Here is a 22,546-nt window from a genome sequence, read left to right as displayed (position 1 = left end):
TCCTGCAAGCCTGGAACCTGCAGGAGCGAAGCAGTCACGGCCAGCCCCTCAAGCCCGGAACTGCCCCAGGCTGGCCTTCAGTTGCGCGGCCAGGCTGTCCAGTATCTTGCCGCTGGCCGTAGTCTCCACCACCGCCTGGGCCGCACGCTCGGCCTGCGCATGAATGGTTTCAACCCGCCCACGCACGGCCTGCGCTCCCTGGGCCTGATGGGCGGCCGCCTGGGTCGCCAGGCCGATCGCCGCATGCACCTGCTCCACCGACGACTGCACCGACTGCTGCAACCGCGCGCTGTCGCGCAGCACCAGCAAACCTTCATTGGCCTGCCTACCGGCCAGCCCGATCGCTGCCACCGCCTCGCGCGCGCCCTGCTGCAGCGCCCCGATATGCGCCTGGATATCTCCCGTGGAGCTTTGTGTCTTGCTGGCCAGCGCCCTGACCTCGTCGGCCACCACCGCGAAGCCGCGGCCGGTTTCCCCGGCTCGCGCCGCTTCGATGGCCGCGTTCAAGGCCAGCAGGTTGGTCTGCTCGGCAATGCCATGAATCACCGTCAGCACCACCTCGATCTGCTCACTCTGCTGTGCCAGCCGCTCGATGACCTTGGCACCGGTATCCACTTGCCCCGCCAACGCCTCGATCAGGCTCCCCACCTGAGCCGAGGTCCGGGTGTTTTCATCGGTCGCCTGGCGGATCTCCACCACCTGCTGCAAGGCTGCCTGCATCGCCTGGCTTTCCGCCTGGGCCTCGTCGGCCATTTGCGACAGGGCGCGTAAGCTTTCCGCCACCTCATCGCGCTGGGCCTCGGCCGCGGCATCCGCGCCAGCGTTGCGCTGGCTCATCGCGCCAATTTCAACACCGGTACGCTGCGCCACGTCACCCGCCTCACGCACGATCGGCTGCAACTTATCCACAAAGCGGTTGACCGCCGATGCCATGTCGCCGATCTCGTCATTGCTGCTGAGCTGCACCCGCTTGGTCAGATCGCCCTCGCCCGCGGCAAGATCGTTCAGCGCAGCGATCAACAGATGCAGCTTGCTGACCACGCGCCGCCCCAGTACCACCGCCAGTAACAGCAAGACGCCGCAACCTACCAGCGCCAGGCCCATGCCGATCTGCCAGCGCAGGGTTGCCGCGGCATCCTGCACAGCGCCGGCAGTATTGGCCTGCATCTGCGAGGCAGTGGTCTGCGCCGATTGCAGCCGGGCACGCATGGCCGCCGAGCTGTCCGCCGAGGCGCCCTTGAGGCTGTCGCCCACCAACTGGTCGCCGCTGGCGATCAAGGCGGCAAAGCGCTTGTCCAGGGCGGCGATGTCCGCCTCTACCGACGCCGTGGAAACCCCCATCAGCACCTTGCCGATTTCCACACCATTGGGGTTGATGGAGGCCTCCAGGTAGTAGACCGAAGGGTCGCTCCTGGCCGCGTCCAGCACCTTGTCCAGGGCCCGCTCGCCCTTGCCCTTTTCCAGCAACGCCTGGTTGATCGGGTTTTCCCGGTTCAGGTAACGGGTCAAGTGCTCGCCAGCGGCATCGTCATACACCACGAACAGCACGTTGGGATTGCGCTGCGCGCGCCGGGCGAATTCGGAAAGGGTCGGGACGTCGCTGTCCCACATGGCACGCGGCGCCACCGAAGCAAGCAACTGGGCCATATCGTTGGCCGAGTCCTTGAGATCCTTCTCCAGCGCCGAACGCAATTGCGCCTGCTCTTCCTTCAGGCGCGAAGACAACCCCTCCGTCAGGCGCTGTCGGGTATTGCCAGACAGGCTTTCCAGGCTCGTGGTGACTTCGCGAGCCGCCTGCTCCAGTTCGCCGGACAGCTTCTGGCTGTCGACACCCAGACGAGCGGCCAGATCGGCCTCCAGCGCGGTCACCGTGCTCCGTGTCAGAGCCACAGCCACCAACACCTGCACCAAAAGGGCGATACCAAGAGTAACGAACACAGGCCGTAGCAAACGGCTTTGTAACAGTGAGAGAACGGCCGACACAGGAAATCCCTCTACTTCGAGGCCACTAAAATGATGGCACTCAGGAAGCAGATTTCACAGCAAGGGTCGTGCCGCTCGGCAGGCAGAAACGACAAAGGCCCCTCGAGAGGGGCCTTTGTTTTTTTACATCAACGACTTATCACGCGAACGGATGACGCAGAACGATGGTCTCGTTGCGGTCCGGGCCTGTCGAAATAATGTCGATCGGCGCGCCGACCAGCTCTTCGATACGCTTGATGTAGGCACGCGCCGCGGCTGGCAGTTCTTCCAGGGTCTTGGCGCCCAGGGTCGACTCGCTCCAGCCCGGCATCTGCTCGTACACCGGCTCCAGGCCAATGTAGCTGTCGGCGTCGGTTGGCGCGTCGATGACCGCACCATCCTGGTTCTTGTAGCCCACGCAGATGTTGATGGTTTCCAGGCCGTCCAGTACGTCCAGCTTGGTCAGGCACAGGCCCGAGATGCTGTTGACGTCGATGGCGCGACGCAGGATGACGGCATCGAACCAACCGCAGCGACGGGCACGACCGGTGGTTGCGCCGAACTCATGACCACGCTTGGCCAGGAAGGCGCCCACGTCGTCGAACAGTTCGGTCGGGAACGGACCGGAGCCCACGCGAGTGGTGTAGGCCTTGGTGATACCCAGGATGTAGTCCAGGTACATCGGCCCCACGCCCGAACCGGTGGCGATGCCGCCGGCGGTGGTGTTGGAGCTGGTGACGTACGGATAGGTGCCGTGGTCGATGTCCAGCAGCGAGCCCTGGGCACCTTCGAACATGATGTCCTTGCCGTCGCGGCGCAGCTGGTGCAGCTCGGCAGTCACGTCCAGCATCATCGGCTTCAGCAGCTCGGCGTATTCCATGCACTCGTCCAGAGTCCTCTGGAAGTCGATGGCCGGCTCTTTGTAGTAATTGACCAGCACGAAGTTGTGGTAATCCAGCAACTCGCCCAGCTTCGCGGCGAAACGCTCGCGGTGGAACAGGTCGCCGATACGCAGGCCGCGACGGGCGACCTTGTCTTCGTAAGCCGGGCCGATGCCGCGACCGGTGGTACCGATCTTCTGCTCGCCACGGGCTTTTTCACGGGCCTGGTCCAGCGCCACGTGGTAGGACAGGATCAGCGGGCAGGAGGGGCTGATACGCAGGCGCTCACGCACTGGTACGCCTTTCTCTTCCAGCTTGACGATCTCACGCAGCAAGGCGTCCGGCGCGACCACCACGCCGTTGCCGATCAGGCACTGGACGCCTTCGCGCAGCACACCCGACGGGATCAGGTGCAAGACGGTTTTCTCGCCGTCGATCACCAGGGTGTGGCCAGCGTTGTGGCCACCTTGGTAGCGCACTACGGCGGCAGCATGTTCGGTCAGCAGATCAACGATCTTGCCTTTGCCCTCATCACCCCACTGGGTGCCCAGGACTACGACATTCTTACCCATAACACTTGTCCTCATTCGCGCAAACTTGGTGCCGGCAACGGCCGGCGGGAAAACTCAAGAAGCCAGCGGCAATACTTGCCAAAGCCCGTTCTGCTGAATCAATTGCCGGTCGCAGTCCGCTTCACGGGCGGCGGCCAATGGCTGCCCAGGCAAGGCCTGGACGACACGCTGACCCTCACTGCGCAACTGGCAAACCTGCTGCCAGAGGGCTGCATCCGTACTGTCCGGCATCCAGATACCGCCAGACGGTAGCTCGATCTCAGCACGCCCCAGGGTCACCAGGGTTTTCAAATCGGTAGAAAAGCCGGTTGCCGGACGAGCGCGACCGAAGTCGGCGCCGATGTCGTCGTAACGACCGCCCTGGGCAATGGACTGGCCGACACCCGGCACGAACACGGCAAACACCACACCGGTGTGGTAGTGGTAACCGCGCAATTCGCCCAGGTCGAAGTACAGCGGCAAATCCGGGAAACGCACCGACAAGCGCTCGGCGATCGTCAGCAACTCATCCAGGGCCACCAGCACCGGGGTCGGCGCACCCGCCAGGCGGCGGCGGGCCTCGCTCAACACTTCACGGCTGCCGCACAGCTCCACCAGGGAACGCAGCATGTCCGCCAGATCGCCGGGAAGGCCTTCGGTCAGGCTGATGACTTCATCGATCGCCTTGCGTTGCAGGGCGTCGAACAATTGCTGCTCCGCGGCGCCGGACAGGCCGGCAGCCTGGGCCAGGCCGCGGTAGATGCCAACATGCCCCAGGTCCATGTGCACATCGGGCACATCGGCCAGTTGCAGCATCGCCAGCATCAGGCTGATGACTTCCACGTCGCTGCTCGGGCTGGCATCGCCATACAACTCGGCGCCCAACTGGATCGGGCTGCGCGAATTCGACAAGGCACGCGGCTGGGCATGCAGCACGCTGCCGGCGTAGCACAGGCGGCTCGGGCCTTCGCGACGCAGGGTATGCGCATCGATACGGGCCACCTGTGGCGTAATGTCGGCGCGGAAACCCATCTGCCGACCCGATTGCGGATCGATGACCTTGAAGGTACGCAGATCGAGGTCCTGGCCCGCGCCAGTCAGCAAGGATTCCAGGTACTCGATATGAGGGGTCACGACGAACTCGTAACCCCAGCTCTGGAACAGATCCAACACCTGACGACGCGCGACTTCAATACGCGCCGCCTCAGGTGGCAGTACTTCTTCGATGCCATCTGGCAGCAGCCAGCGGTCTACCGTTGCCATTACGCCATTCCCCTGTGACCAGGCGGCCTGCCTATGGGCGGGCCTTGAGTGAAGCAGAAAATGACCGGCCCATACGCAAACCACGCGCATGGGCGACGCGACGAAAAGCCTGGAACCGGCTTCGCCACTCACTTTCCTCGAAAAAAGCTGTCGAGTCGTTCAACTCGCCGTCTTGCACCAACAACCACAATCAAACGTGCAGACGCAAAAAAGCCGGGAATTTCCCGGCTGCCGCATCATACACTCGTTTTCCCAAAGGATCACCCCGCCAGACATTTTAGCCGCCGGGCGGGGTGATTCAGGTCAACGTCGCATCAAGGCTTGGCCTTTTCCAGATAGCGGAAAAAGTCGCTGCTTGGGTCAAGAACCATGACGTCGGATTTGTTCGCGAAGCTTTCACGATAGGCCCGCAGGCTACGGTAGAAACCATAGAATTCCTGGTCCTGACCGTAGGCCTTGGAGTAGATCGCCGCTGCCTTGGCATCGCCGTCACCGCGAATCTCTTCCGATTCACGATAGGCTTCGGCCAGCAACACACGGCGCTGACGATCGGCGTCGGCACGAATGCCCTCCGCCAGCTCGTTACCCTTGGCACGGTGCTCGCGAGCCTCACGCTCACGTTCGGTGCTCATCCGCTCGAAGACGCTGCGGTTCACTTCCTTCGGCAGGTCGATGGCCTTGACCCGGACGTCGACCACTTCGATACCGAGTTCTTTCTCGGCCATCTTGTTGAGCGAAGCCGTGATGTCCGCCATCAGCGCATCGCGCTCACCCGAAACCACTTCATGCAGCGTGCGCTTACCGAACTGGTCACGCAGGCCCGACTCCAGGCGACGGGAAAGACGTTCGTCGGCGATCTGCTTGAGGCCGGAAGTCGCGGTGTAGAAACGCTCCGCATCCTTCACGCGCCACTTGGCATAGGCATCGACCATCACGGCTTTCTTTTCCAGCGTCAGGAAACGCTGGGTCGGTGCATCCAGGGTCATCAGGCGAGCGTCGAACTTACGCACCTGGTTCACATAGGGCACTTTCACATGCAGGCCCGGCTGAACATCAGCCTGGACCACACGTCCGAACTGCAGCAACACCGCGCGCTCGGTCTGAGCGACGATGTAGAAGCAGTTCCAGGCAGCGATCGCCACGACGACGCCGACAATAAGGGCGATCAGCGATTTATTGCTCATCAGCGACTCTCCCTGGTACGCGCCTGCTGTTGCTGCAGATCAGCTGCCGCACGCGCATTCGCTTCGTTGCTGCCGGTTGCCGCGCCAGTCACCGGGGTGCTGGTGCTGCGACCGCTTTCGACCATCTTGTCCAGCGGCAGGTAGAGCAGGTTGCTCTGGCCATTCTTGTTGCCGGTCACGAGAACCTTGCTGGTGCTACTGAAGACTTCCTGCATGGTGTCCAGGTACAGACGCTCGCGGGTGACTTCAGGCGCCTTGCGGTACTCGGCCACCAGCTTGGTGAAGCGGTCAGCCTCACCCTTGGCCCGGGAAACCACTTCATCGCGATAACCGTTGGCATCCTCGATGATGCGCTGGGCCTGGCCACGGGCTTCCGGCACAACGCCGTTGGCATAGGTTTCAGCCTGGTTGCGCGAACGCTGTTCATCCTCGCGGGCGCGGATCACGTCATCGAAGGCTTCCTGGACTTCACGCGGCGCCGCAGCGCTCTGGACGTTCACCTGGGTGACGGTGATACCCGTGCGATAGGTATCGAGGAAACGCTGCAGGCGCTCCTTGATTTCGCTGGCCATCAACTCACGACCCTCGGTCAGCACCTGGTCCATCGCGGTGGAACCCACCACGTGGCGCAAGGCACTATCGGTAGCGTGTTGCAGGCTGATTTCCGGCTGATCGACGTTCAGCACGAAGTCCTGCAGGTTGCTGATCTTGTACTGCACGGTCAACGGCACTTCGACGATGTTTTCGTCTTCAGTCAGCATTTGCCCCTGCTTGGTGTAGGCACGCTCGCGCGTGACGTTTTCCATGTACTTCTTGTCGATCGGCGGGAAGTAGATGTTCAGGCCCGGGCCGACGGTCTCGTAGTACTTGCCGAAGCGCAGCACCACGGCCTGCTCCTGCTCGTCCACGACATAGACCGCGCTGTACAGCCACACGGCCGCCAGCACGACCAGGCCGATACCGAGCAGGCCGAAACCACCGCCCTTGCCGGCACTGCCGCCATCGTCACCACGTTTCTTACCACCACCGAACAACCCATTCAGGCTTTCCTGCAGCTTGCGGAAGGCCTCGTCGAGATCCGGTGGCCCCTTGCGGTCGCCATTGTTGCGGCGCTTACCACCCCAAGGATCCTGATTATTCGAGTTGCCACCCGGCTCATTCCAAGCCATAGCGCTCTCCATCTGATAAAGCAAAGACGCACCCACGGCGCGCCGACCAATGCTACAGAATGCCTGCTACAGCGGCACAACCGCTTTTTCAGGCTTTTATTGCAAAGTGTGTTGCTCGATGAACTCCGACGGTTGCATGCCTTCGCGGCTTACCAACCGATTCAACTCGACTCGCGGCAAGCGAACAGCGAGCAGGCTGACGCCTTCCTCGTCGTGATCTTCTTTCTGTACCGCGCCCAACTCGAAGAACTGCGCTCGCAGTCGAGCAAAACGCTGCGGCAAGCGCAAGGTGCCGACAAACAAATCGTCGCCCAGCAACTCGGCAATGGCCTGCTTGAGCAGGTCCAGCCCTTGCCCCTCGCGAGCCGACAACCAGACCCGCTGCGGCTTGCCGTCGGCATCGCGCTGGATCTGCGGGTCCACGCCCTCGAGCAAATCGAGTTTGTTATAGACCTCCAGTATCGGCAAGTCCTGGGCTCCGATCTCGTCCAGCACCACCATGACCTGCTCGATCTGCGCCATACGCTCGGGCTCATGGGCGTCGATCACGTGCAACAGCAGGTCGGAATTGCTCGACTCTTCGAGCGTAGCCCGAAACGCCTCGACCAGTTTGTGCGGCAGGTGCCGGATGAAACCCACGGTATCGGCCAGTACGATCGGGCCGAGGTCGTCCAGCTCGAGCCGGCGCAAGGTCGGGTCGAGGGTGGCGAACAGCTGATCGGCCGCGAAGACATCGGACTCGGTCACGGAGTTGAACAAGGTGGACTTGCCGGCGTTGGTGTAGCCCACCAACGACACCGAAGGAATATCGGCGCGCTTGCGCCCGCGACGCGCCTGCTCGCGCTGACTGCGAACCTTCTCCAGGCGGGCCTTGATCTGCCGCAGGCGAATCCGCAGCAGTCGCCGGTCGGTCTCGAGCTGGGTTTCACCCGGGCCACGCAGACCGATACCACCTTTTTGCCGCTCAAGGTGAGTCCAGCCACGAACCAGGCGCGTACTCATGTGCTCAAGCTGGGCCAGTTCTACCTGGAGCTTGCCTTCGTGAGTGCGGGCGCGCTGGGCGAAAATATCGAGAATCAGACCCGTGCGGTCAATCACGCGGCACTCGAAAACTCGTTCGAGGTTACGTTCCTGACTGGGCGTGAGGATATGGTTGAAAATTACCAGGTCGACCTGTTCGGCTTTGACCAGGTCGCGTAATTCCTCGACCTTGCCGCTGCCAACCAGGTACTTGGCGGTTGGCCGATGACGCGGCACGTTAACAAACGCGACGGTCTCGGCGCCGGCCGATGTTGCCAACTCCTGAAACTCCTGCGGATCTTCGCGCGCCTCAGGGTCCTGACCATCCAAGTGAACGAGAATTGCACGTTCACCACCACCGTGGCGCTCAAAGAACAAAGGAGACTCCTATCAGGCGTTACCTGGCTCAGCGTCACCCTGTTCGGATTCGGATGCGCTAGGCAGGCGAATTGGACGAACCGGAACCACTGTCGAGATAGCGTGCTTGTAAACCATTTGGCTTACGGTGTTTTTCAACAGGATGACGAACTGGTCGAAAGACTCGATCGTGCCTTGCAGCTTGATCCCGTTAACCAGATAGATGGAAACCCCAACTTTCTCTTTACGTAAAGTATTCAAGTAAGGGTCTTGTAGCGAATGCCCTTTTGACATGTGCCGCACTCCTTTAAGGATCAATAATAAAAAATCGGAAAACAGATGGCTCAAGCCGCCACACCCCCAAGGATAGACGGCAATTGCAAGGACTCAGCCCAATATGGAGACCGTCCTCAGGTATTTCAAGGCGCGTGGCAGATTGTCGCAATCCAGGCTGTCAAGCCAGTGTAAATCAGCCCAGCTGCGTAACCAGGTGAACTGGCGCTTCGCCAATTGGCGCGTGGCGATGATGCCGCGCTCCTGCATCTCGGTGAACGTCAGTTTGCCATCCAGGTGATCCCAGACTTGTCGATAGCCTACAGCACGTATAGACGGCAACCCGGCATGCAGGTCACTTCTTGAGCGCAGAGCTACGACCTCGTCGACGAATCCCTGTTCCAACATAATTGTGAATCTTTGTGCAATACGTTGATGCAGCACCTGACGGTTCGCCGGAGCAATGGCCAAGTTCGCAACAGTATAGGGCAATTGTCCCCGTCCCGAAGCGGCTGCTTCAGTACTTTGCGCAGATTGTCGCAGTCTGTGGGCGGTCATGCTCAGGCCGCTGACCCGATAGACTTCCAGTGCCCTGGTCAGGCGTTGCGGGTCGTTGGGGTGAATTCGCGCCGCCGACTCGGGATCGATCGCCGCCAGTTGGTCATGCAGCGCTTGCCAGCCAAGGCGCGCCGCCTCTTCTTCCAGCTCGGCGCGCACCTGCGGATCGGCTGGCGGCATGTCCGCCAAGCCCTCGAGCAAAGCCTTGTAATAAAGCATCGTGCCGCCGACCAGCAGCGGAATCTTGCCCCGCGCGGTGATATCGGCCATGGCCGCCAGCGCATCGGTACGGAAATCTGCCGCCGAATAGCTCTCGGCCGGATCGAGAATATCGATCAGCCGATGCGGAAACTCGGCCAGGATTTCCCTGGAAGGCTTGGCCGTGCCTATGTCCATGCCACGGTAGACCAACGCCGAATCGACGCTGATCAGCTCGCAGGGCAGGACTTTGCTGAGTTCGATGGCCAGATCGGTCTTGCCGGCGGCAGTCGGGCCCATCAGGAAAATCGCCGGAGGAAGCTGGCTCATCAACGACCGCGCAAGAACAGTTTGTCCAGATCGTCCAGCCCCAATTGGGTCCAGGTCGGTCGGCCATGGTTGCATTGGCCACTGCGCTCGGTGTTTTCCATGTCGCGCAACAAACCGTTCATTTCCGGCAAGGCCAGGCGGCGATTGGCCCGGATCGCCCCATGGCAGGCCATGGTGCCGAGCAACTCGTTGAGATGCGCCTGGATGCGATCGCTGGTGCCGTACTCCATCAAGTCGGCCAGGACGTCATGCACCAGGCGGTTGGCTTCCGCCTGCTTGAGCAGGGCCGGAATCTGGCGGATCGCCAGGGATTCCGGGCCCAGCCGCTGCAGCTCGAACCCCAGCCGCTGGAACCAGCTGGCATGCTCTTCGGCACAATCGGCTTCGCGCTGGCTGACAGCGATCGACTCGGGCACCAGCAGCGGCTGGCCGCTCAGCCCTTCGCTGGCCATCGCCACTTTCAGCCGTTCGTACATGATCCGCTCATGAGCCGCGTGCATATCCACCAGCACCAGGCCCTGGGCGTTTTCCGCAAGGATGTAGATGCCCTTGAGCTGCGCCAGGGCGTAGCCCAGCGGCGGGATATCGCCTTGCGCATCCGGCAGGGCCGCGGCCCCGGCTTCAGGCAATGGCGCGAAAAACTCACGATAGGCCGCCTGCGCTTCGGCCGCTGGCAGCGTCGGCTGCGGACGTGGCGTGTACTGGTACTGATAACCCGATCCCGCGCCCGCATTCGAAGGGGTGAAAGCCGGTTGGGTCTGCGGTTGCTCCAGCGTCAGGTTCGCCGCCAGGCGCATTTCGCCCTGGGGGCCGAATTCACCCGCCTCGATGCCGGTCGGTCGCACGATGCCTGCTGCCGCGGCCGGTGCGGCCAGGTGATCCTCCGGACGCACATCGCCCAGGGCACGGTGCAAGGTGCCATAAAGAAAGTCATGGACCATGCGTCCGTCACGGAAGCGCACTTCGTGCTTGGTCGGGTGCACGTTGACGTCGACCACCGCCGGGTCGACTTCGAAGAACAGCACGAAAGTCGGGTGCCGGCCGTTGAACAACACGTCCCGGTAAGCCTGGCGTACCGCGTGGGCCACCAGCTTGTCGCGTACCGCGCGGCCGTTGACGTAGAAGTACTGCAGGTCCGCCTGGCTGCGGGAAAAGGTCGGCAGCCCTACCCAGCCCCACAGGTGCAGGCCGTTACGCTCGACTTCGATCGGCAGCGCCTGTTCGAGAAAGCCCGAACCGCACACCGCCGCCACCCGCCGCGCACGCGCCACATCGTCGTTGGCCTCGTGCAGGCTGAGCACGCTTTTACCGTTGTGGCGTAAATGAAAGGCCACATCGAAACGCGCCAGGGCCAGGCGCTTGATCACTTCCTGCAGGTGGTCGAACTCGGTTTTTTCAGCCTTGAGGAACTTGCGTCGGGCCGGGGTATTGAAGAACAGGTCCCGCACTTCCACCGAGGTGCCGACCGGATGGGCCGCCGGCTGCACGCGGGGCGCCATGTCGCGACCTTCGGTCTCCACCTGCCAGGCCTGATCGGCGTCGCGGGTACGGGAAGTCAGGGTCAGGCGCGCCACCGAGCTGATGGAGGCCAGGGCTTCCCCGCGGAACCCCAGGCTCATGACCTGTTCCAGGTCCTCGAGATTGCGGATCTTGCTGGTGGCGTGACGCGCCAGGGCCAGCGGCAGATCGTCCGCGGAAATACCGCCGCCGTCATCGCGCACCCGCAGCAACTTGACGCCGGCCTGCTCGACATCCACGTCGATGCGCTTGGCTCCAGAGTCCAGGCTGTTTTCCAGCAACTCCTTGATCACCGAGGCCGGGCGCTCGACCACTTCACCCGCGGCGATCTGGTTCGCCAGGCGCGGGCTGAGCAGTTCGATTCGGGCGCGGTTGATGACTGCGTCGTTCATTCTTTGGCCGCCAGTTCGGTACCCGGGATGGTAAGGGTCTGCCCCACTTTCAACTCATCGCTGCTCAGCTTGTTGGCACTGCGCAACGTGGCGGCGGACACCTGATAACGCACGGCGATCATCGCCAGGGTCTCCCCCGGACTCACGCGATGGTCGCGCGGCCCCTGGGCAATTTTTCCGGAGTCGCGCAGCCAGGCGATATAGGTGCCCGGCGGTGGGTTCTGCTGGAAGAACTGCCGCACACCGCTGCTGATGGAGCGCGCCAATGCCTGCTGATGACTGGCGGTGGCCAGCTTGGAGGCTTCGTTGGCGTTGGAGATGAAGCCTGTTTCCACCAGGATCGATGGAATGTCCGGCGACTTGAGCACCATGAAGCCGGCCTGCTCGACACGCTGCTTGTGCAGCGGAGTGACCCGGCCGATGTTGCTGAGCACTTTCTGCCCGACATTGAGGCTGGACGTCAGCGAGGCGGTCATCGACAGGTCGAGCAGCACCCCGGCCAGCATCCGGTCCTTGTCGTCCAGGCTGACATTGCCGGCCCCGCCGATCAGGTCGGAACGGTTTTCACTGTCCGCCAGCCAGCGAGCGGTTTCAGACGTGGCGCCACGATCGGAAAGGGCGAACACCGAGGCCCCGAAGGCCGCCGTGGAAGGCGCGGCGTCGGCGTGGATCGACACGAACAGGTCGGCGCCCTTCTTGCGGGCGATCTCGGTGCGTCCGCGCAACGGAATGAAATAGTCGCCAGTACGGGTCAACTCGGCACGGAAGCCTTTCAGGCCGTTGACCTGGCGCTGCAGTTCACGGGCGATGGACAGGACCACGTCTTTTTCATGCTGGCCGCGAGAGCCGGAGGCCCCCGGGTCTTCGCCACCATGGCCGGCGTCGATGACCACGACGATATCGCGCTTGCCGGCCGGGGCCGGTGGCAGCTTGATCTCAGGCTTGCTCGGGGTCACGGGCACGGCCGGCACGGTCGCGACATTGGGCGCGGGCGGTGGCGGCGGCGCGGCATCGGCCGGGTTATCGAACAGGTCGACCACCAGGCGATTGCCGTATTGGGCGTTGGGCGTCAGGGTAAAACTCTTGGGGGTGACGGCCTTTTTCAGGTCGATGACCACCCGCAGGTCGGTGGGCGTGCGCTGGGCCGAGCGCATGGCGGTAATCGGCGTATTCGCCGTGGCGACATTCAGCGGCCCGCCGAGGGTCGCGCCGTTGATATCGATCACCAGACGATCGGGGGCCGTCAGGGTGAAGACGCTGTGCTGGACCGGACCGGACAGGTCGAATACCAGTCGAGTGTTATCCGGTGCCCGCCACAGGCGAACGCTGCGGACCTGTGTAGCGGCCAGAGCGTCGACGGCCAATGCCGTAAGCAACAGTCCTACGACAGTAACCAACGCGCGAATGCGCATACCTAACCCCATCAATTATTTGAATTCCAACGCCAAAGCGGCACACCAGGACTCGCCACGCGAGCCTTGCGACAACAAGTGCAGGGAACGCCCGCTGTTATGCGGGCTAATGGTAATGGTCAGGTCCGGCTTTGGCAAAAAGCCTGCACCACGCTGGGGCCACTCGATCAGACATAATGCATCACCCTCGAAATAATCGCGGATGCCGAGAAACTCCAGCTCTTCAGGATCGACCAGGCGGTAAAGATCGAAGTGGAAAGCCCGCACATCGCCGATTTCGTAAGGCTCGACCAGGGTAAAGGTCGGGCTTTTCACCGCTCCCACATGCCCCAGGCCACGGATCAGCCCTCGCGACAGTGTGGTCTTCCCCGCCCCCAGGTCACCCTCGAGAAAGATCACGCCCAGCCCCTGGGTGATCTGCGCCAGGCGCGCACCAAAGGCAACCATGGCGTTTTCGTCCGCCAGATACAGGGTTATTTCAGACACGGTGACTGCTCCTCCAGCAACTGACGAATGGCTGGAATCAAATCACTGGCCGCCAGCCCCCGGCCCAATTTACCTTGCTGCTCGCCGGCGACGGCATGCAGCCACACCGCCAGGCACGCACTGTCGAACGCCGGCATGCCTTGCGCCAGCAAAGCGCCGACCAGGCCGGCCAGCACATCGCCCAGCCCCGCGGTGGCCATGGCCGGATGCCCGCGCTCGCAACGGGCCAGGCGCCCATCCGGGCTGGCAATCAGGCTGCCGGCCCCCTTGAGGATGGCCACGACTGTGTATTTTTTGCTCAGCGCTCGAGCCGCGGCCGGGCGATCCGCCTGTACCTGCGCGGTGCTGATGCCCAGCAGGCGCGCCGCCTCCCCCGGATGCGGGGTGATGACGCCTCCCGGGGGCAAGGCCAGGCCACCCTCGGCCAACAGGTTGAGCGCGTCGGCGTCCCAGATTTGGGGCCGTGGCGCATTGGCCGCGGCCGATAACAGGCTGCGCCCCCAGGCGGCCTGACCGAGTCCAGGGCCCGCGACGATCACCGAGGCCCGATCCAGCAACCCCATCAACTGGTTGGCCGAATCCGTGCCCTGGGCCATGACCTCGGGAATCCGTGCCAGCGCGGCGGCGACATGCTCGCTGCGGGTCGCCAGCGAAACCATTCCGGCGCCGCTACGCAGCGCACTCTCGGCACTGAGCAGGGCCGCGCCGCCAAAACCGCGATCGCCGCCAATCAGCAACAGGTGTCCGAACTGGCCTTTATGAGCGCTTGGCGAACGGGCCTCGAGCCGCGGCAAGGTGCCGGGCGCCAACAACTGAATGTCGGGTAAAGGGTGTTTTGTCTGCGGCATGCGTCTTCGGGCTCCGATGTCTGGCAGAATTATACGCACCTCAGCCCCGGTTTCTCTCGTCTCATGCCCGCCATCACCACCGACCTGCCCGCCCTCGCCCAGTTGATCAAGGATTGGGGCCGCGAGCTGGGTTTTCAGCAAGTCGGCATCAGCGGCCTGGACCTGGCCGAGCATGAACAGCATCTGGAGCGTTGGCTCGAGGCCGGCTACCACGGCGAGATGGACTATATGGGCGCCCATGGCAGCAAACGCTCCCACCCCGAGGAACTGGTTCCCGGCACCCTGCGCGTGGTGTCGCTGCGCATGGACTACTTGCCCGGCGACACCCAGATGGCGCAACGCCTGGCCCAGCCGGAAAAGGCCTATGTCTCGCGCTACGCCCTGGGCCGCGACTACCACAAGCTGATCCGCAAGCGCGTGCAGCAACTGGCCGAGCGCATCCAGAAGGAAATCGGCCCGTTCGGCTACCGCGCCTTCGTCGACAGCGCGCCCGTACTGGAAAAAGCCATCGCCGAACAGGCCGGGCTCGGCTGGATCGGCAAGAACACCCTGGTCCTGAACCGCAAGGCCGGCAGCTACTTCTTCCTCAGCGAGCTGTTCGTCGACCTGCCCCTGCCGGTGGACGCACCCCACGCCACCGAACATTGCGGCCGCTGCAGCGCCTGCCTGGATATCTGCCCGACCAAGGCGTTTGTCGGCCCTTATGTCCTGGACGCCCGACGCTGCATCTCGTACCTGACCATCGAGCTGAAAAACGCCATTCCCGAAGATCTGCGCCCGCTGATCGGCAACCGGGTGTTCGGTTGCGACGACTGCCAGATCGTCTGCCCCTGGAACCGCTTCGCCCGCCCTTCCGGCGAAGGCGACTTCAAGCCACGGCACAACCTCGACAATGCCGAACTGGCCGAACTGTTCATGTGGGACGAGGACAAGTTCCTCAGCAGTACCGAAGGCTCGCCGCTGCGCCGCGCCGGCTACGAGCGCTGGCTACGCAACCTGGCAGTGGGGCTCGGCAACGCGCCGTCGAGCATTCCGGTGCTGGAGGCCCTGAAAGCCCGTCGCGACTACCCTTCGGACCTGGTGCGCGAACACGTGGAGTGGGCATTGGAGCAGCACGCCAGCCGTCACTGCTCGTCGTTGTAGACGAACTTGGGCATTTCCCAGTGAAACCGGATCGCCAGCAAGCGCAATAGAAAGCCGCCGAACAGGGTGATGAGGATCGACTGTTCGCCCGGCAACTGCAGATAGATGCAGAGCATGTAGCACCAGGCCGCGGCGAACGAGACGCTGGCATACAGCTCACGCCGGAAGATCAGCGGGATGTCATTGCAGAAAATGTCCCGCAGGATGCCGCCGAACACCCCGGTGATCACTCCGCTGACCGAGGCCACCAGCATGCCGTGGCCCATTTCCAGGGCGGTCATGCAACCGATCAGGGTAAACGCCACCAGGCCCACGGCGTCGAGCACCAGGAACAGCGAGCGCAGATGGCGCATCAGGGGGGCAATAAAGATCGTCACCAGAGCCGCGACCGAAGTCAGCACCAGGTATTCCGGGTGCTTGACCCAGGTCAGCGGATAATGCCCCAGCAGCACGTCGCGCACCGAACCGCCACCCAGGGCCGTGACGCAGGCGATCAGCACCACACCGAACCAGTCCATGCCGCGACGCCCGGCAGACAGCGCGCCAGTCATGGCTTCGGCGGTAATGGCAATCAGGTAGAGCATCAGCAGCATGATGGCGGTCCTTACGGAAAGGCGCGCAGTCTACTCAGTTGATGCAGGCACCAAAAGGGGGCGCCGGCTGGAATTGCTGGAGAACGCAGCGCGCCTATCGCGGGCAAGCCTCGCTCCTACAAGTCCGCGTGATCCGTAGGAGCGAGGCTTGCCCGCGATGGCTTCAACACCGAACCATCAGAGCTTGATGAAGTGCTTGCGGTAATGCTGCAGCTCGGCTATGGATTCGCGGATGTCGTCCAGCGCCAGGTGGGTGCTGCCTTTCTTGAAACTGTCGCGCACCTCCGGCGCCCAACGGGCGGCCAGCTCCTTGAGGGTGGAAACGTCCAGGTTGCGGTAGTGGAAGTAGCTTTCCAGCGTCTTCATATGGCGATACAGGAAACGCCGGTCCTGGCAGATGCTGTTGCCACAGATCGGCGACTTGCCCTTGGGCACCCACTGCTCGAGGAAGGCGATGGTCTGCGCTTCCGCCTCGGCCATGCTGATGCGGCTTTCGCGCACCCGTTGGGTCAGACCGGAGCCGCCGTGCTGGCGGGTGTTCCACTCATCCATGCCCGCGAGGATTTCATCGCTCTGGTGGATGGCGATGACCGGGCCTTCCGCCAAGGTATTGAGATTGCTGTCGGTAACGATGGTGGCCATCTCGATGATGACGTCGGTGTCAGGGTTCAGACCGGTCATTTCCAGATCGATCCAGATCAGATTCTGCGGGTTTTGCATGTGTCGGCTCCTCGGCGTAGGTGCGCAGTTTAGCCTAGAGGGGCGCGCTGGCGTGCTAAACTCGCGGCCGTTTTACCTAACCGCCGCATTATCGATACGGAACACCAATGGCCAAACGCCAGCTCAATCGTCGCCAAAACTGGCGCATCGAAAAGATTCAAGGCGAGCGCGCCGCCCGCGCCGCCAAGCGTGAATCCTCCGCCGTGGAAGCACTGGAAGGCGGCGATCTCGGCCCGGAACAGACCGGCCTGGTGATCGCCCACTTCGGCGTCCAGGTAGAGGTCGAGGCACGCGAAGGCGAACTGGCCGGCCAGGTGTTCCGCTGCCACTTGCGCGCCAACCTGCCGGCCCTCGTCACCGGCGACCAGGTGGTCTGGCGCCCGGGCAACCAGGGCATCGGGGTGATCGTCGCGCAACTGCCGCGCCACACCGAGCTGTGCCGCCCGGACAGCCGCGGCCAGCTCAAGCCCGTCGCGGCCAACGTCGACATGATCGTAATCGTCTTCGCCCCGCTGCCCGAGCCGCATGCCAACCTGATCGACCGCTACCTGGTAGCGGCCGAGCACGCCGGCATCCGTCCGCTGCTGCTGCTCAACAAGTTCGACCTGATCGACGAGCACAACGCACCGGCCCTGAACGCCTTGCTGGCGGTCTATCGGCAACTGAGCTATCCGGTGCTGGAAGTCTCGGCTCACCACGGCAATGGCATGGAGCAGTTGCAAGCGCAACTGGACGGGCGCATCAGCGTGTTCGTCGGCCAGTCGGGCGTGGGCAAGTCGTCGCTGGTGAACAGCCTGCTGCCCAACGTGGAAACCCGCGTCGGCCCCTTGTCGGAACTGTCCGGCCAGGGCACCCACACCACCACCACCGCGCGCCTGTTCCACTTTCCGGGTGGTGGCGAACTGATCGACTCCCCGGGGATTCGCGAATTCGGCCTGGGCCACGTCAGCCGCGCCGATGTCGAGGCAGGCTTCATCGAATTCAACGACCTGCTGGGCACCTGCCGCTTCCGCGACTGCAAACATGACCGCGAACCGGGCTGCGCCCTGCTCAAGGCCCTGGAAGACGGCCGCATCCAGCAGCAACGGATGAACAGCTATCGCTCGATCATCGCCAGCCTGCCGGATAGCAGCTATTAACAGGCAGCACCACGCAGAAACAAAAAGGCCGCGATGATCGCGGCCTTTTTCATGGAGCACTGTCGCTTGCCGATCAGCGCGCCGCCGGAGGAGCGGCCGCCGGCGCGGTCGCTCCTCCGGTCTTCGGTGCTGCATCCTCGAAAAGATTCAAACGCTCACGCAGCTCATGCGCCGGCAACGGCTCCTGCTCCGGCGGCAAGGCGTTCGGATCCGCCGGCACTTCGCCCGGCGCGCCCTGGCCCTGGGTCGGTGCCGGGGCATCGGGGGCAACTTCACCCTCGATGGCACGCTGGGCCTTCTTGGTCAGCACCACGATGTCGATACGCCGGTTGACCGGGTTGAACGGGTCCTTGCGATCGAACAGCGACGACGAGGCATAACCCACCACTCGTGCCACTTGCCCATCCGGGTAGCTGCCCGCCACCAGCGCGCGACGCGCGGCATTGGCGCGGTTGGCCGAAAGCTCCCAGTTGCCGAAGTCGCCAGTGCCCGCATAAGGCTTGGCATCGGTATGGCCGCTGATGCTGATCTTGTTCGGCACCGCCTTGATGGTGTCGGCCATGGCCAGCAGGATGTCCTCGAAGTACGGCTTCAGGCGCGCACTGCCGGAGTCGAACATCGGCCGGTTTTCCGAATCGATGATCTGGATGCGCAGGCCGTCCGGAGTGATCTCGAACAGGATCTGGTCCTTGAACTTCTGCAGCTGCGGGTTCTCTTCGACCTTGTTCTGCAACTCCTGGAGCAGCAGTTCCAGACGCTCTCTTTCAACCTGCTCGGCCATGTTCTCGACCTGATCGGTATCCACCGTGACCTTGTCTGGCTGAGGCTGCGACTTGATCTCGGGGTTGAGCGTATTGTCCGGCGCCAGCTCGGGAGAACCGCCCAGGTCGATGATGTAGGGCGTACCGCTTTCCGAGAAGCCGATCGGGTCCTTGAAGTAACCGGCGATGGCGATCTTCTGTTCCGGCGTGGCCGTGGACAGCAGCCACAGCACCAGGAAGAACGCCATCATCGCCGTGGCGAAGTCGGCGAAGGCGATCTTCCACGCCCCGCCGTGATGCCCGCCGGCAAAGCGCTTGACGCGCTTGATGATAATCGGCTGATTGTTTTCCATGGCTTAGCGACCGCGAACCGCTTGTTCCAGCTCGGCAAAGCTTGGACGGTGCGCCGGGTACAGCACCTTGCGCCCGAACTCCACGGCCAGCGATGGCGGCATGCCGGAAGCCGAAGCCACCAGGGAAGCCTTGATGGCTTCGTAGACGTTCAGCTCTTCCTTGGCATCGTGCGCCAGGGAATGGGCCAATGGGCCGAAGAAGCCGTAGGCCGCGAGAATACCGAAGAAGGTACCGACCAGCGCCGCACCTACGTGCAGGCCGATGGACTTCTGGTCGCCATCGCCCAGGGATGCCATGGTCACCACGATCCCCAGTACCGCCGCGACGATACCGAAACCCGGCATGCCATCGGCGATGCCGTTGACCGCATGGGAGGGGTGTTCGAGGTCTTCCTTGAGGCTGAACAGCTCCATGTCGAACAGGCCTTCGAGCTCGTGGGGAGCCATGTTGCCGGAGGACATGATGCGCAGGTAGTCACAGATGAACGCGGTCATGCGCTCGTCTTTGAGCACGGCCGGGTACTTGGCGAAAATCGGGCTGGCGGCGGCATCTTCGATATCGCCTTCGATCGCCATCATGCCTTCACGGCGGCTCTTGTTGAGGATCTCGTAGATCAGCCCCAGCACTTCCAGGTAGAAGGTCTGGGAAAAGCGCGAGCCGAACATCCCCAGGGACTTCTTGAGCACGTGCATGGTCATGTAGCCAGGGTTCGCCTGGAGGAACGCCCCCAGCGCGGCGCCACCGATAATCATGACCTCGAAGGGCTGGATCAGGGCTGCGATCTTGCCGTGAGAAAGCACGTATCCGCCGAGAACACTCGCGAACACGACGATGATGCCGATAATTTTAGCCATAGGTAGGAAAGTACTTACTGAGTCGGGTTCAAGGTCTTATTCGGAAGTTCTTAAATCTCTTCTTCTACTTATCGACAAAACTGCGCCAGACTATAGGCCGTTAAGGCGAAAAGCCAGTTTGGCCCGCTCTGGGCGTGTTTACAGCAGACGATGATTGCGCCCAGCCATGTCTAATGAAACGACAGTCCCAACGACTATTCCCAACTCCCTCGAAGCCTGGATAAAGCGGCTCGACTCAGTCCGCTTGCCAGTGCCGCAGGCCAGCCACGACCGGGTCTGCCGGGCCATCCGGGACAACCGCAGTTCCTTGCGCGATATCGCCGATTTGATGCAGGACAGCCCCGCGCTGGCCCTGAGCGTGATCCGCGAAGCCAATCTCCATACCCATGGCAGCATGGGCGAGCCGGCGGAAAATCTGGAGATTGCCCTCAATCGCCTCGGGCTCAAGCGCACCGAAGAGCTGATCGACCGCCTGCCGGCCCAGCCCGAGGAGCAGATCCCCGTCGGGCTGCGTCAATTGCAAATGATCAGCCAGCATGCGACCCAACAGGCCAATGGTTTTTTCGCCGGGCGCCTGGCCCGGCTCTGGCAGGACATCCACTGGGGCAGCCTGTTGTTTCTCTCGCCGCTGTGGCCCATGGCGCTGGCCTATCCGAAGCTGCTCGAAGAATGGCAACGGCGCGTCGTCCACCAGGCCGAGCCGGCCCGGCAGGTCGAGCAGGAATTGTTCGGCGTCAGCCTGCTCCGGCTGTGCCAGGCGCTGGTGGACATCTGGCATCTGCCGATCTGGGTCCAGCAAGGCTACCGCCTGCTGATCGACGAGCAGGATCACCTGGCCAAAGCCCTGCATATCGCCCGCGACAACGCCCATCCGCTGCACCAGCAGCAATGCCTGGATGCCGATCCGGCCCTGCAACGCTGGCTGAACCAACCGGCCAACAGCGTCTTGCTGGCCAATGCCCTGGCCCTCTCGGCGCAAGAATCCTGGACCGGCGCGCACTGCCTGCGCTGGCAATACCTCACCAGCCTGTACCTGCAACTGCCGATGGACGACGTGCAGCAACAGTTGCACCAGCAAGCCGCGCAGAGCGCGCGACAGCACAGCATGGCCGACCTGTGGCATCCGGCCGAGGCACTGCTCTGGCCCTGGGGCAGCGATCGCGAGCACAGCGGTGAACTTCCAGCTCCCGGCCCGACCGCCGAAGACCTGGCCAAATGGCGCAAGCAGTGCAGCGAATTGCTGGTCGAGCCCAGCCGCTTCAGCAATGCCATGCATCTGACTACCCAGGCCTGCAATGCCCTGGTGGCCTGCGGCATGCGTCGGGTGATGCTGCTGATGGTCGATCGCACGCGAACCCAGTTGCGGGTGCATCAGCTCGCCGGGCTCCCCGCGCAAGCCGCCAGCCTGTCGCTGGAGATCAGTCAGAGCAGCGTGCTGCAACGCTTGCTCGACGCTCCGGCGCAAGTGCGCCTGACACCTGCCAACACTGCGCAGTTTTCCGCCCGCCTGCCCGACAGCCTGCGCAGCCTGTTCCGCGGCGAACACCTGCTGCTGCGTTCGGTCCCGAGCAATGGCCGGGTGATCATGCTGATTGTCGCCGACCAGGGTGGCCAACCCTTCTCGGAGATCTCCGTACAGGCTTTCGGCAAGACCGCGCAGTGCATCGAAAAGGCCCTGCACAGCTTTACCAACCGCAGCCGCTGACGCTTGCGCTACAATCCCCTCCTTTGTGCCCTGGAGACCTCACATGCCTGACTTCTCTGGCTTGCCGCTGGTGATCGAGCCGAGCGACTTGCTCCCTCGCCTCGACGCCCGCGAACTGATTCTGGTGGATCTGACCAGCGCCGCCCGCTATGCCGAAGGGCATATTCCCGGCGCGCATTTCGTTGATCCCAAGCGTACTCAGCTGGGTCAGGCGCCAGCGCCCGGGCTGATGCCACCGCAAGCGGCGCTCGAAGCGCTGTTCGGCGAGCTCGGGCACAACCCGGAGGCGGTCTATGTGGTCTACGACGACGAAGGCGGTGGCTGGGCCGGGCGCTTCATCTGGCTGCTGGATGTGATCGGCCACTCCCGCTATCACTACCTGGATGGCGGGCTGCCCGCCTGGCTGGCCGACGGCCTGCCAGTGTCGAGCGAGGTGCCGGCCGCCGTGGGCGGCCCCGTCGCCCTGACCCTGCACGACGAGCCGACCGCCACCCGGGAATACCTGCAAAGCCGTCTGGGTGCCGCCGACCTGGCGATCTGGGATGCCCGCGGCCCGCTGGAGTATTCAGGTGAGAAAGTCCTCGCCGCCAAGGGTGGGCATATTCCCGGCGCGATCAACTTCGAGTGGACGGCGGGCATGGATCAGGCACGCAGCCTGCGGATCCGCCGCGACATGCCGCAGATTCTCGAGCGACTTGGCATCAGCAAAGACAAAGAAGTGATTACCCATTGCCAGACTCACCACCGCTCTGGCTTCACCTACCTGGTGGCCAAGGCCCTCGGTTATCCGCGAGTCAAGGGCTACGCCGGTTCCTGGGGCGAATGGGGCAACCACCCCGATACGCCCGTAGAGATTTAAGGTTTAAGGACAGTTA

General features: G+C 63.1%; 20 protein-coding genes. 4 read left to right on the top strand and 16 right to left on the bottom strand.

Annotated features, from left to right (window positions below; translation table 11 throughout):
- Positions 1-48: 48 nt before the first annotated feature.
- The 12 genes from TO66_RS02745 to TO66_RS02690 all read right to left on the bottom strand — a co-directional run bounded on the left by TO66_RS02745 (position 49) and on the right by TO66_RS02690 (position 14,402).
- Positions 49-1,983: a methyl-accepting chemotaxis protein gene (locus TO66_RS02745; RefSeq protein WP_044460882.1), complete on the bottom strand. Its 1,935-nt coding sequence runs from the start codon at positions 1,981-1,983 to the stop codon at positions 49-51.
- A gap of 139 nt (positions 1,984-2,122) precedes the next feature.
- A complete protein-coding gene (locus TO66_RS02740; protein ID WP_044460881.1) occupies positions 2,123-3,415 on the bottom strand; it encodes an adenylosuccinate synthase in 1,293 nt (430 codons plus the stop codon).
- A 54-nt stretch (positions 3,416-3,469) separates the two neighbouring features.
- Positions 3,470-4,657 (bottom strand): ATP phosphoribosyltransferase regulatory subunit, encoded by a 1,188-nt coding sequence (locus TO66_RS02735; protein ID WP_044460880.1) that lies wholly within the window; start codon positions 4,655-4,657, stop codon positions 3,470-3,472.
- A gap of 314 nt (positions 4,658-4,971) precedes the next feature.
- Positions 4,972-5,841: a protease modulator HflC gene (hflC, locus tag TO66_RS02730; protein ID WP_044460879.1), complete on the bottom strand. Its 870-nt coding sequence runs from the start codon at positions 5,839-5,841 to the stop codon at positions 4,972-4,974.
- Positions 5,841-7,010 (bottom strand): FtsH protease activity modulator HflK, encoded by a 1,170-nt coding sequence (gene hflK, locus TO66_RS02725; RefSeq protein WP_044460878.1) that lies wholly within the window; start codon positions 7,008-7,010, stop codon positions 5,841-5,843. Before hflK ends, hflC begins: the two co-directional genes overlap by 1 nt.
- 96 nt (positions 7,011-7,106) lie before the next feature.
- Complete coding sequence (gene hflX, locus TO66_RS02720; protein WP_044460877.1) at positions 7,107-8,408, bottom strand: ribosome rescue GTPase HflX; 1,302 nt, start codon at positions 8,406-8,408, stop codon at positions 7,107-7,109.
- Positions 8,409-8,420: 12 nt separating this feature from the next.
- Positions 8,421-8,681: an RNA chaperone Hfq gene (hfq, locus tag TO66_RS02715; RefSeq protein ID WP_007921378.1), complete on the bottom strand. Its 261-nt coding sequence runs from the start codon at positions 8,679-8,681 to the stop codon at positions 8,421-8,423.
- Positions 8,682-8,774: 93 nt separating this feature from the next.
- Entirely contained in the window at positions 8,775-9,746 is a 972-nt protein-coding gene (miaA, locus tag TO66_RS02710; RefSeq protein ID WP_044460876.1) for a tRNA (adenosine(37)-N6)-dimethylallyltransferase MiaA, read from the bottom strand.
- Positions 9,746-11,656, bottom strand: coding sequence for a DNA mismatch repair endonuclease MutL (mutL, locus tag TO66_RS02705; RefSeq protein WP_044460875.1), 1,911 nt, complete (start codon positions 11,654-11,656; stop codon positions 9,746-9,748). The genes miaA and mutL overlap by 1 nt, the downstream gene beginning before the upstream one ends.
- Positions 11,653-13,080, bottom strand: coding sequence for an N-acetylmuramoyl-L-alanine amidase (locus tag TO66_RS02700; protein ID WP_218187728.1), 1,428 nt, complete (start codon positions 13,078-13,080; stop codon positions 11,653-11,655). Before TO66_RS02700 ends, mutL begins: the two co-directional genes overlap by 4 nt.
- Before the next feature lie 3 nt (positions 13,081-13,083).
- On the bottom strand, positions 13,084-13,554 hold the full coding sequence (gene tsaE, locus TO66_RS02695) for a tRNA (adenosine(37)-N6)-threonylcarbamoyltransferase complex ATPase subunit type 1 TsaE (RefSeq protein WP_044460873.1): 471 nt from the start codon (positions 13,552-13,554) through the stop codon (positions 13,084-13,086).
- Complete coding sequence (locus TO66_RS02690) at positions 13,542-14,402, bottom strand: NAD(P)H-hydrate dehydratase (protein WP_044460872.1); 861 nt, start codon at positions 14,400-14,402, stop codon at positions 13,542-13,544. Before TO66_RS02690 ends, tsaE begins: the two co-directional genes overlap by 13 nt.
- 63 nt (positions 14,403-14,465) lie before the next feature.
- On the opposite strand from TO66_RS02690, the gene queG reads away from it, so the two are divergent.
- Entirely contained in the window at positions 14,466-15,545 is a 1,080-nt protein-coding gene (queG, locus tag TO66_RS02685; RefSeq protein ID WP_044460871.1) for a tRNA epoxyqueuosine(34) reductase QueG, read from the top strand.
- On the opposite strand, the gene TO66_RS02680 is transcribed toward queG, so the two are convergent.
- Positions 15,527-16,141, bottom strand: coding sequence for a trimeric intracellular cation channel family protein (locus TO66_RS02680; protein WP_171820144.1), 615 nt, complete (start codon positions 16,139-16,141; stop codon positions 15,527-15,529). The two genes, queG and TO66_RS02680, sit on opposite strands and share 19 nt — an antisense overlap.
- Before the next feature lie 174 nt (positions 16,142-16,315).
- Positions 16,316-16,858, bottom strand: a complete 543-nt coding sequence (gene orn, locus TO66_RS02675) for an oligoribonuclease (protein ID WP_044460869.1) — start codon at positions 16,856-16,858, stop codon at positions 16,316-16,318.
- 107 nt (positions 16,859-16,965) lie between these two features.
- On the opposite strand from orn, the gene rsgA reads away from it, so the two are divergent.
- Positions 16,966-17,997 (top strand): small ribosomal subunit biogenesis GTPase RsgA, encoded by a 1,032-nt coding sequence (gene rsgA / locus TO66_RS02670; RefSeq protein ID WP_044460868.1) that lies wholly within the window; start codon positions 16,966-16,968, stop codon positions 17,995-17,997.
- 73 nt (positions 17,998-18,070) lie between these two features.
- On the opposite strand, the gene motB is transcribed toward rsgA, so the two are convergent.
- Both motB and motA read right to left on the bottom strand, forming a co-directional pair.
- Positions 18,071-19,111 carry a flagellar motor protein MotB gene (gene motB / locus TO66_RS02665; protein WP_044460867.1) on the bottom strand — a complete coding sequence of 347 codons (1,041 nt, stop codon included), beginning with the start codon at positions 19,109-19,111 and terminating at the stop codon, positions 18,071-18,073.
- A gap of 3 nt (positions 19,112-19,114) precedes the next feature.
- Positions 19,115-19,966 carry a flagellar motor stator protein MotA gene (gene motA, locus TO66_RS02660; protein ID WP_044460866.1) on the bottom strand — a complete coding sequence of 284 codons (852 nt, stop codon included), beginning with the start codon at positions 19,964-19,966 and terminating at the stop codon, positions 19,115-19,117.
- 166 nt (positions 19,967-20,132) lie between these two features.
- On the opposite strand from motA, the gene TO66_RS02655 reads away from it, so the two are divergent.
- Positions 20,133-21,671 (top strand): HDOD domain-containing protein, encoded by a 1,539-nt coding sequence (locus tag TO66_RS02655; protein ID WP_044460865.1) that lies wholly within the window; start codon positions 20,133-20,135, stop codon positions 21,669-21,671.
- A gap of 43 nt (positions 21,672-21,714) precedes the next feature.
- Positions 21,715-22,530: a thiosulfate sulfurtransferase gene (gene rhdA / locus TO66_RS02650; RefSeq protein WP_044460864.1), complete on the top strand. Its 816-nt coding sequence runs from the start codon at positions 21,715-21,717 to the stop codon at positions 22,528-22,530.
- Positions 22,531-22,546: the final 16 nt, after the last annotated feature.

The sequence above is a fragment of the Pseudomonas sp. MRSN 12121 genome (assembly GCF_000931465.1).
GTDB lineage: Bacteria > Pseudomonadota > Gammaproteobacteria > Pseudomonadales > Pseudomonadaceae > Aquipseudomonas.
This window is presented reverse-complemented; position numbering and strand designations above follow the sequence as displayed.

Bases quoted from the DNA above. Each gene is read 5' to 3' on its own strand.
- rhdA (WP_044460864.1), top strand. From the start codon at position 21,715: ATGCCTGACTTCTCTGGCTTGCCGCTGGTGATCGAGCCGAGCGACTTG.
- orn (WP_044460869.1), bottom strand. From the start codon at position 16,858: ATGCAAAACCCGCAGAATCTGATCTGGATCGATCTGGAAATGACCGGT.
- TO66_RS02700 (WP_218187728.1), bottom strand. From the start codon at position 13,080: ATGGGGTTAGGTATGCGCATTCGCGCGTTGGTTACTGTCGTAGGACTG.
- queG (WP_044460871.1), top strand. From the start codon at position 14,466: ATGCCCGCCATCACCACCGACCTGCCCGCCCTCGCCCAGTTGATCAAG.
- hflK (WP_044460878.1), bottom strand. From the start codon at position 7,010: ATGGCTTGGAATGAGCCGGGTGGCAACTCGAATAATCAGGATCCTTGG.
- hflC (WP_044460879.1), bottom strand. From the start codon at position 5,841: ATGAGCAATAAATCGCTGATCGCCCTTATTGTCGGCGTCGTCGTGGCG.
- rsgA (WP_044460868.1), top strand. From the start codon at position 16,966: ATGGCCAAACGCCAGCTCAATCGTCGCCAAAACTGGCGCATCGAAAAG.
- hfq (WP_007921378.1), bottom strand. From the start codon at position 8,681: ATGTCAAAAGGGCATTCGCTACAAGACCCTTACTTGAATACTTTACGT.
- TO66_RS02690 (WP_044460872.1), bottom strand. From the start codon at position 14,402: ATGCCGCAGACAAAACACCCTTTACCCGACATTCAGTTGTTGGCGCCC.
- motA (WP_044460866.1), bottom strand. From the start codon at position 19,966: ATGGCTAAAATTATCGGCATCATCGTCGTGTTCGCGAGTGTTCTCGGC.
- TO66_RS02655 (WP_044460865.1), top strand. From the start codon at position 20,133: ATGTCTAATGAAACGACAGTCCCAACGACTATTCCCAACTCCCTCGAA.
- TO66_RS02735 (WP_044460880.1), bottom strand. From the start codon at position 4,657: ATGGCAACGGTAGACCGCTGGCTGCTGCCAGATGGCATCGAAGAAGTA.
- miaA (WP_044460876.1), bottom strand. From the start codon at position 9,746: ATGAGCCAGCTTCCTCCGGCGATTTTCCTGATGGGCCCGACTGCCGCC.
- TO66_RS02740 (WP_044460881.1), bottom strand. From the start codon at position 3,415: ATGGGTAAGAATGTCGTAGTCCTGGGCACCCAGTGGGGTGATGAGGGC.
- motB (WP_044460867.1), bottom strand. From the start codon at position 19,111: ATGGAAAACAATCAGCCGATTATCATCAAGCGCGTCAAGCGCTTTGCC.
- mutL (WP_044460875.1), bottom strand. From the start codon at position 11,656: ATGAACGACGCAGTCATCAACCGCGCCCGAATCGAACTGCTCAGCCCG.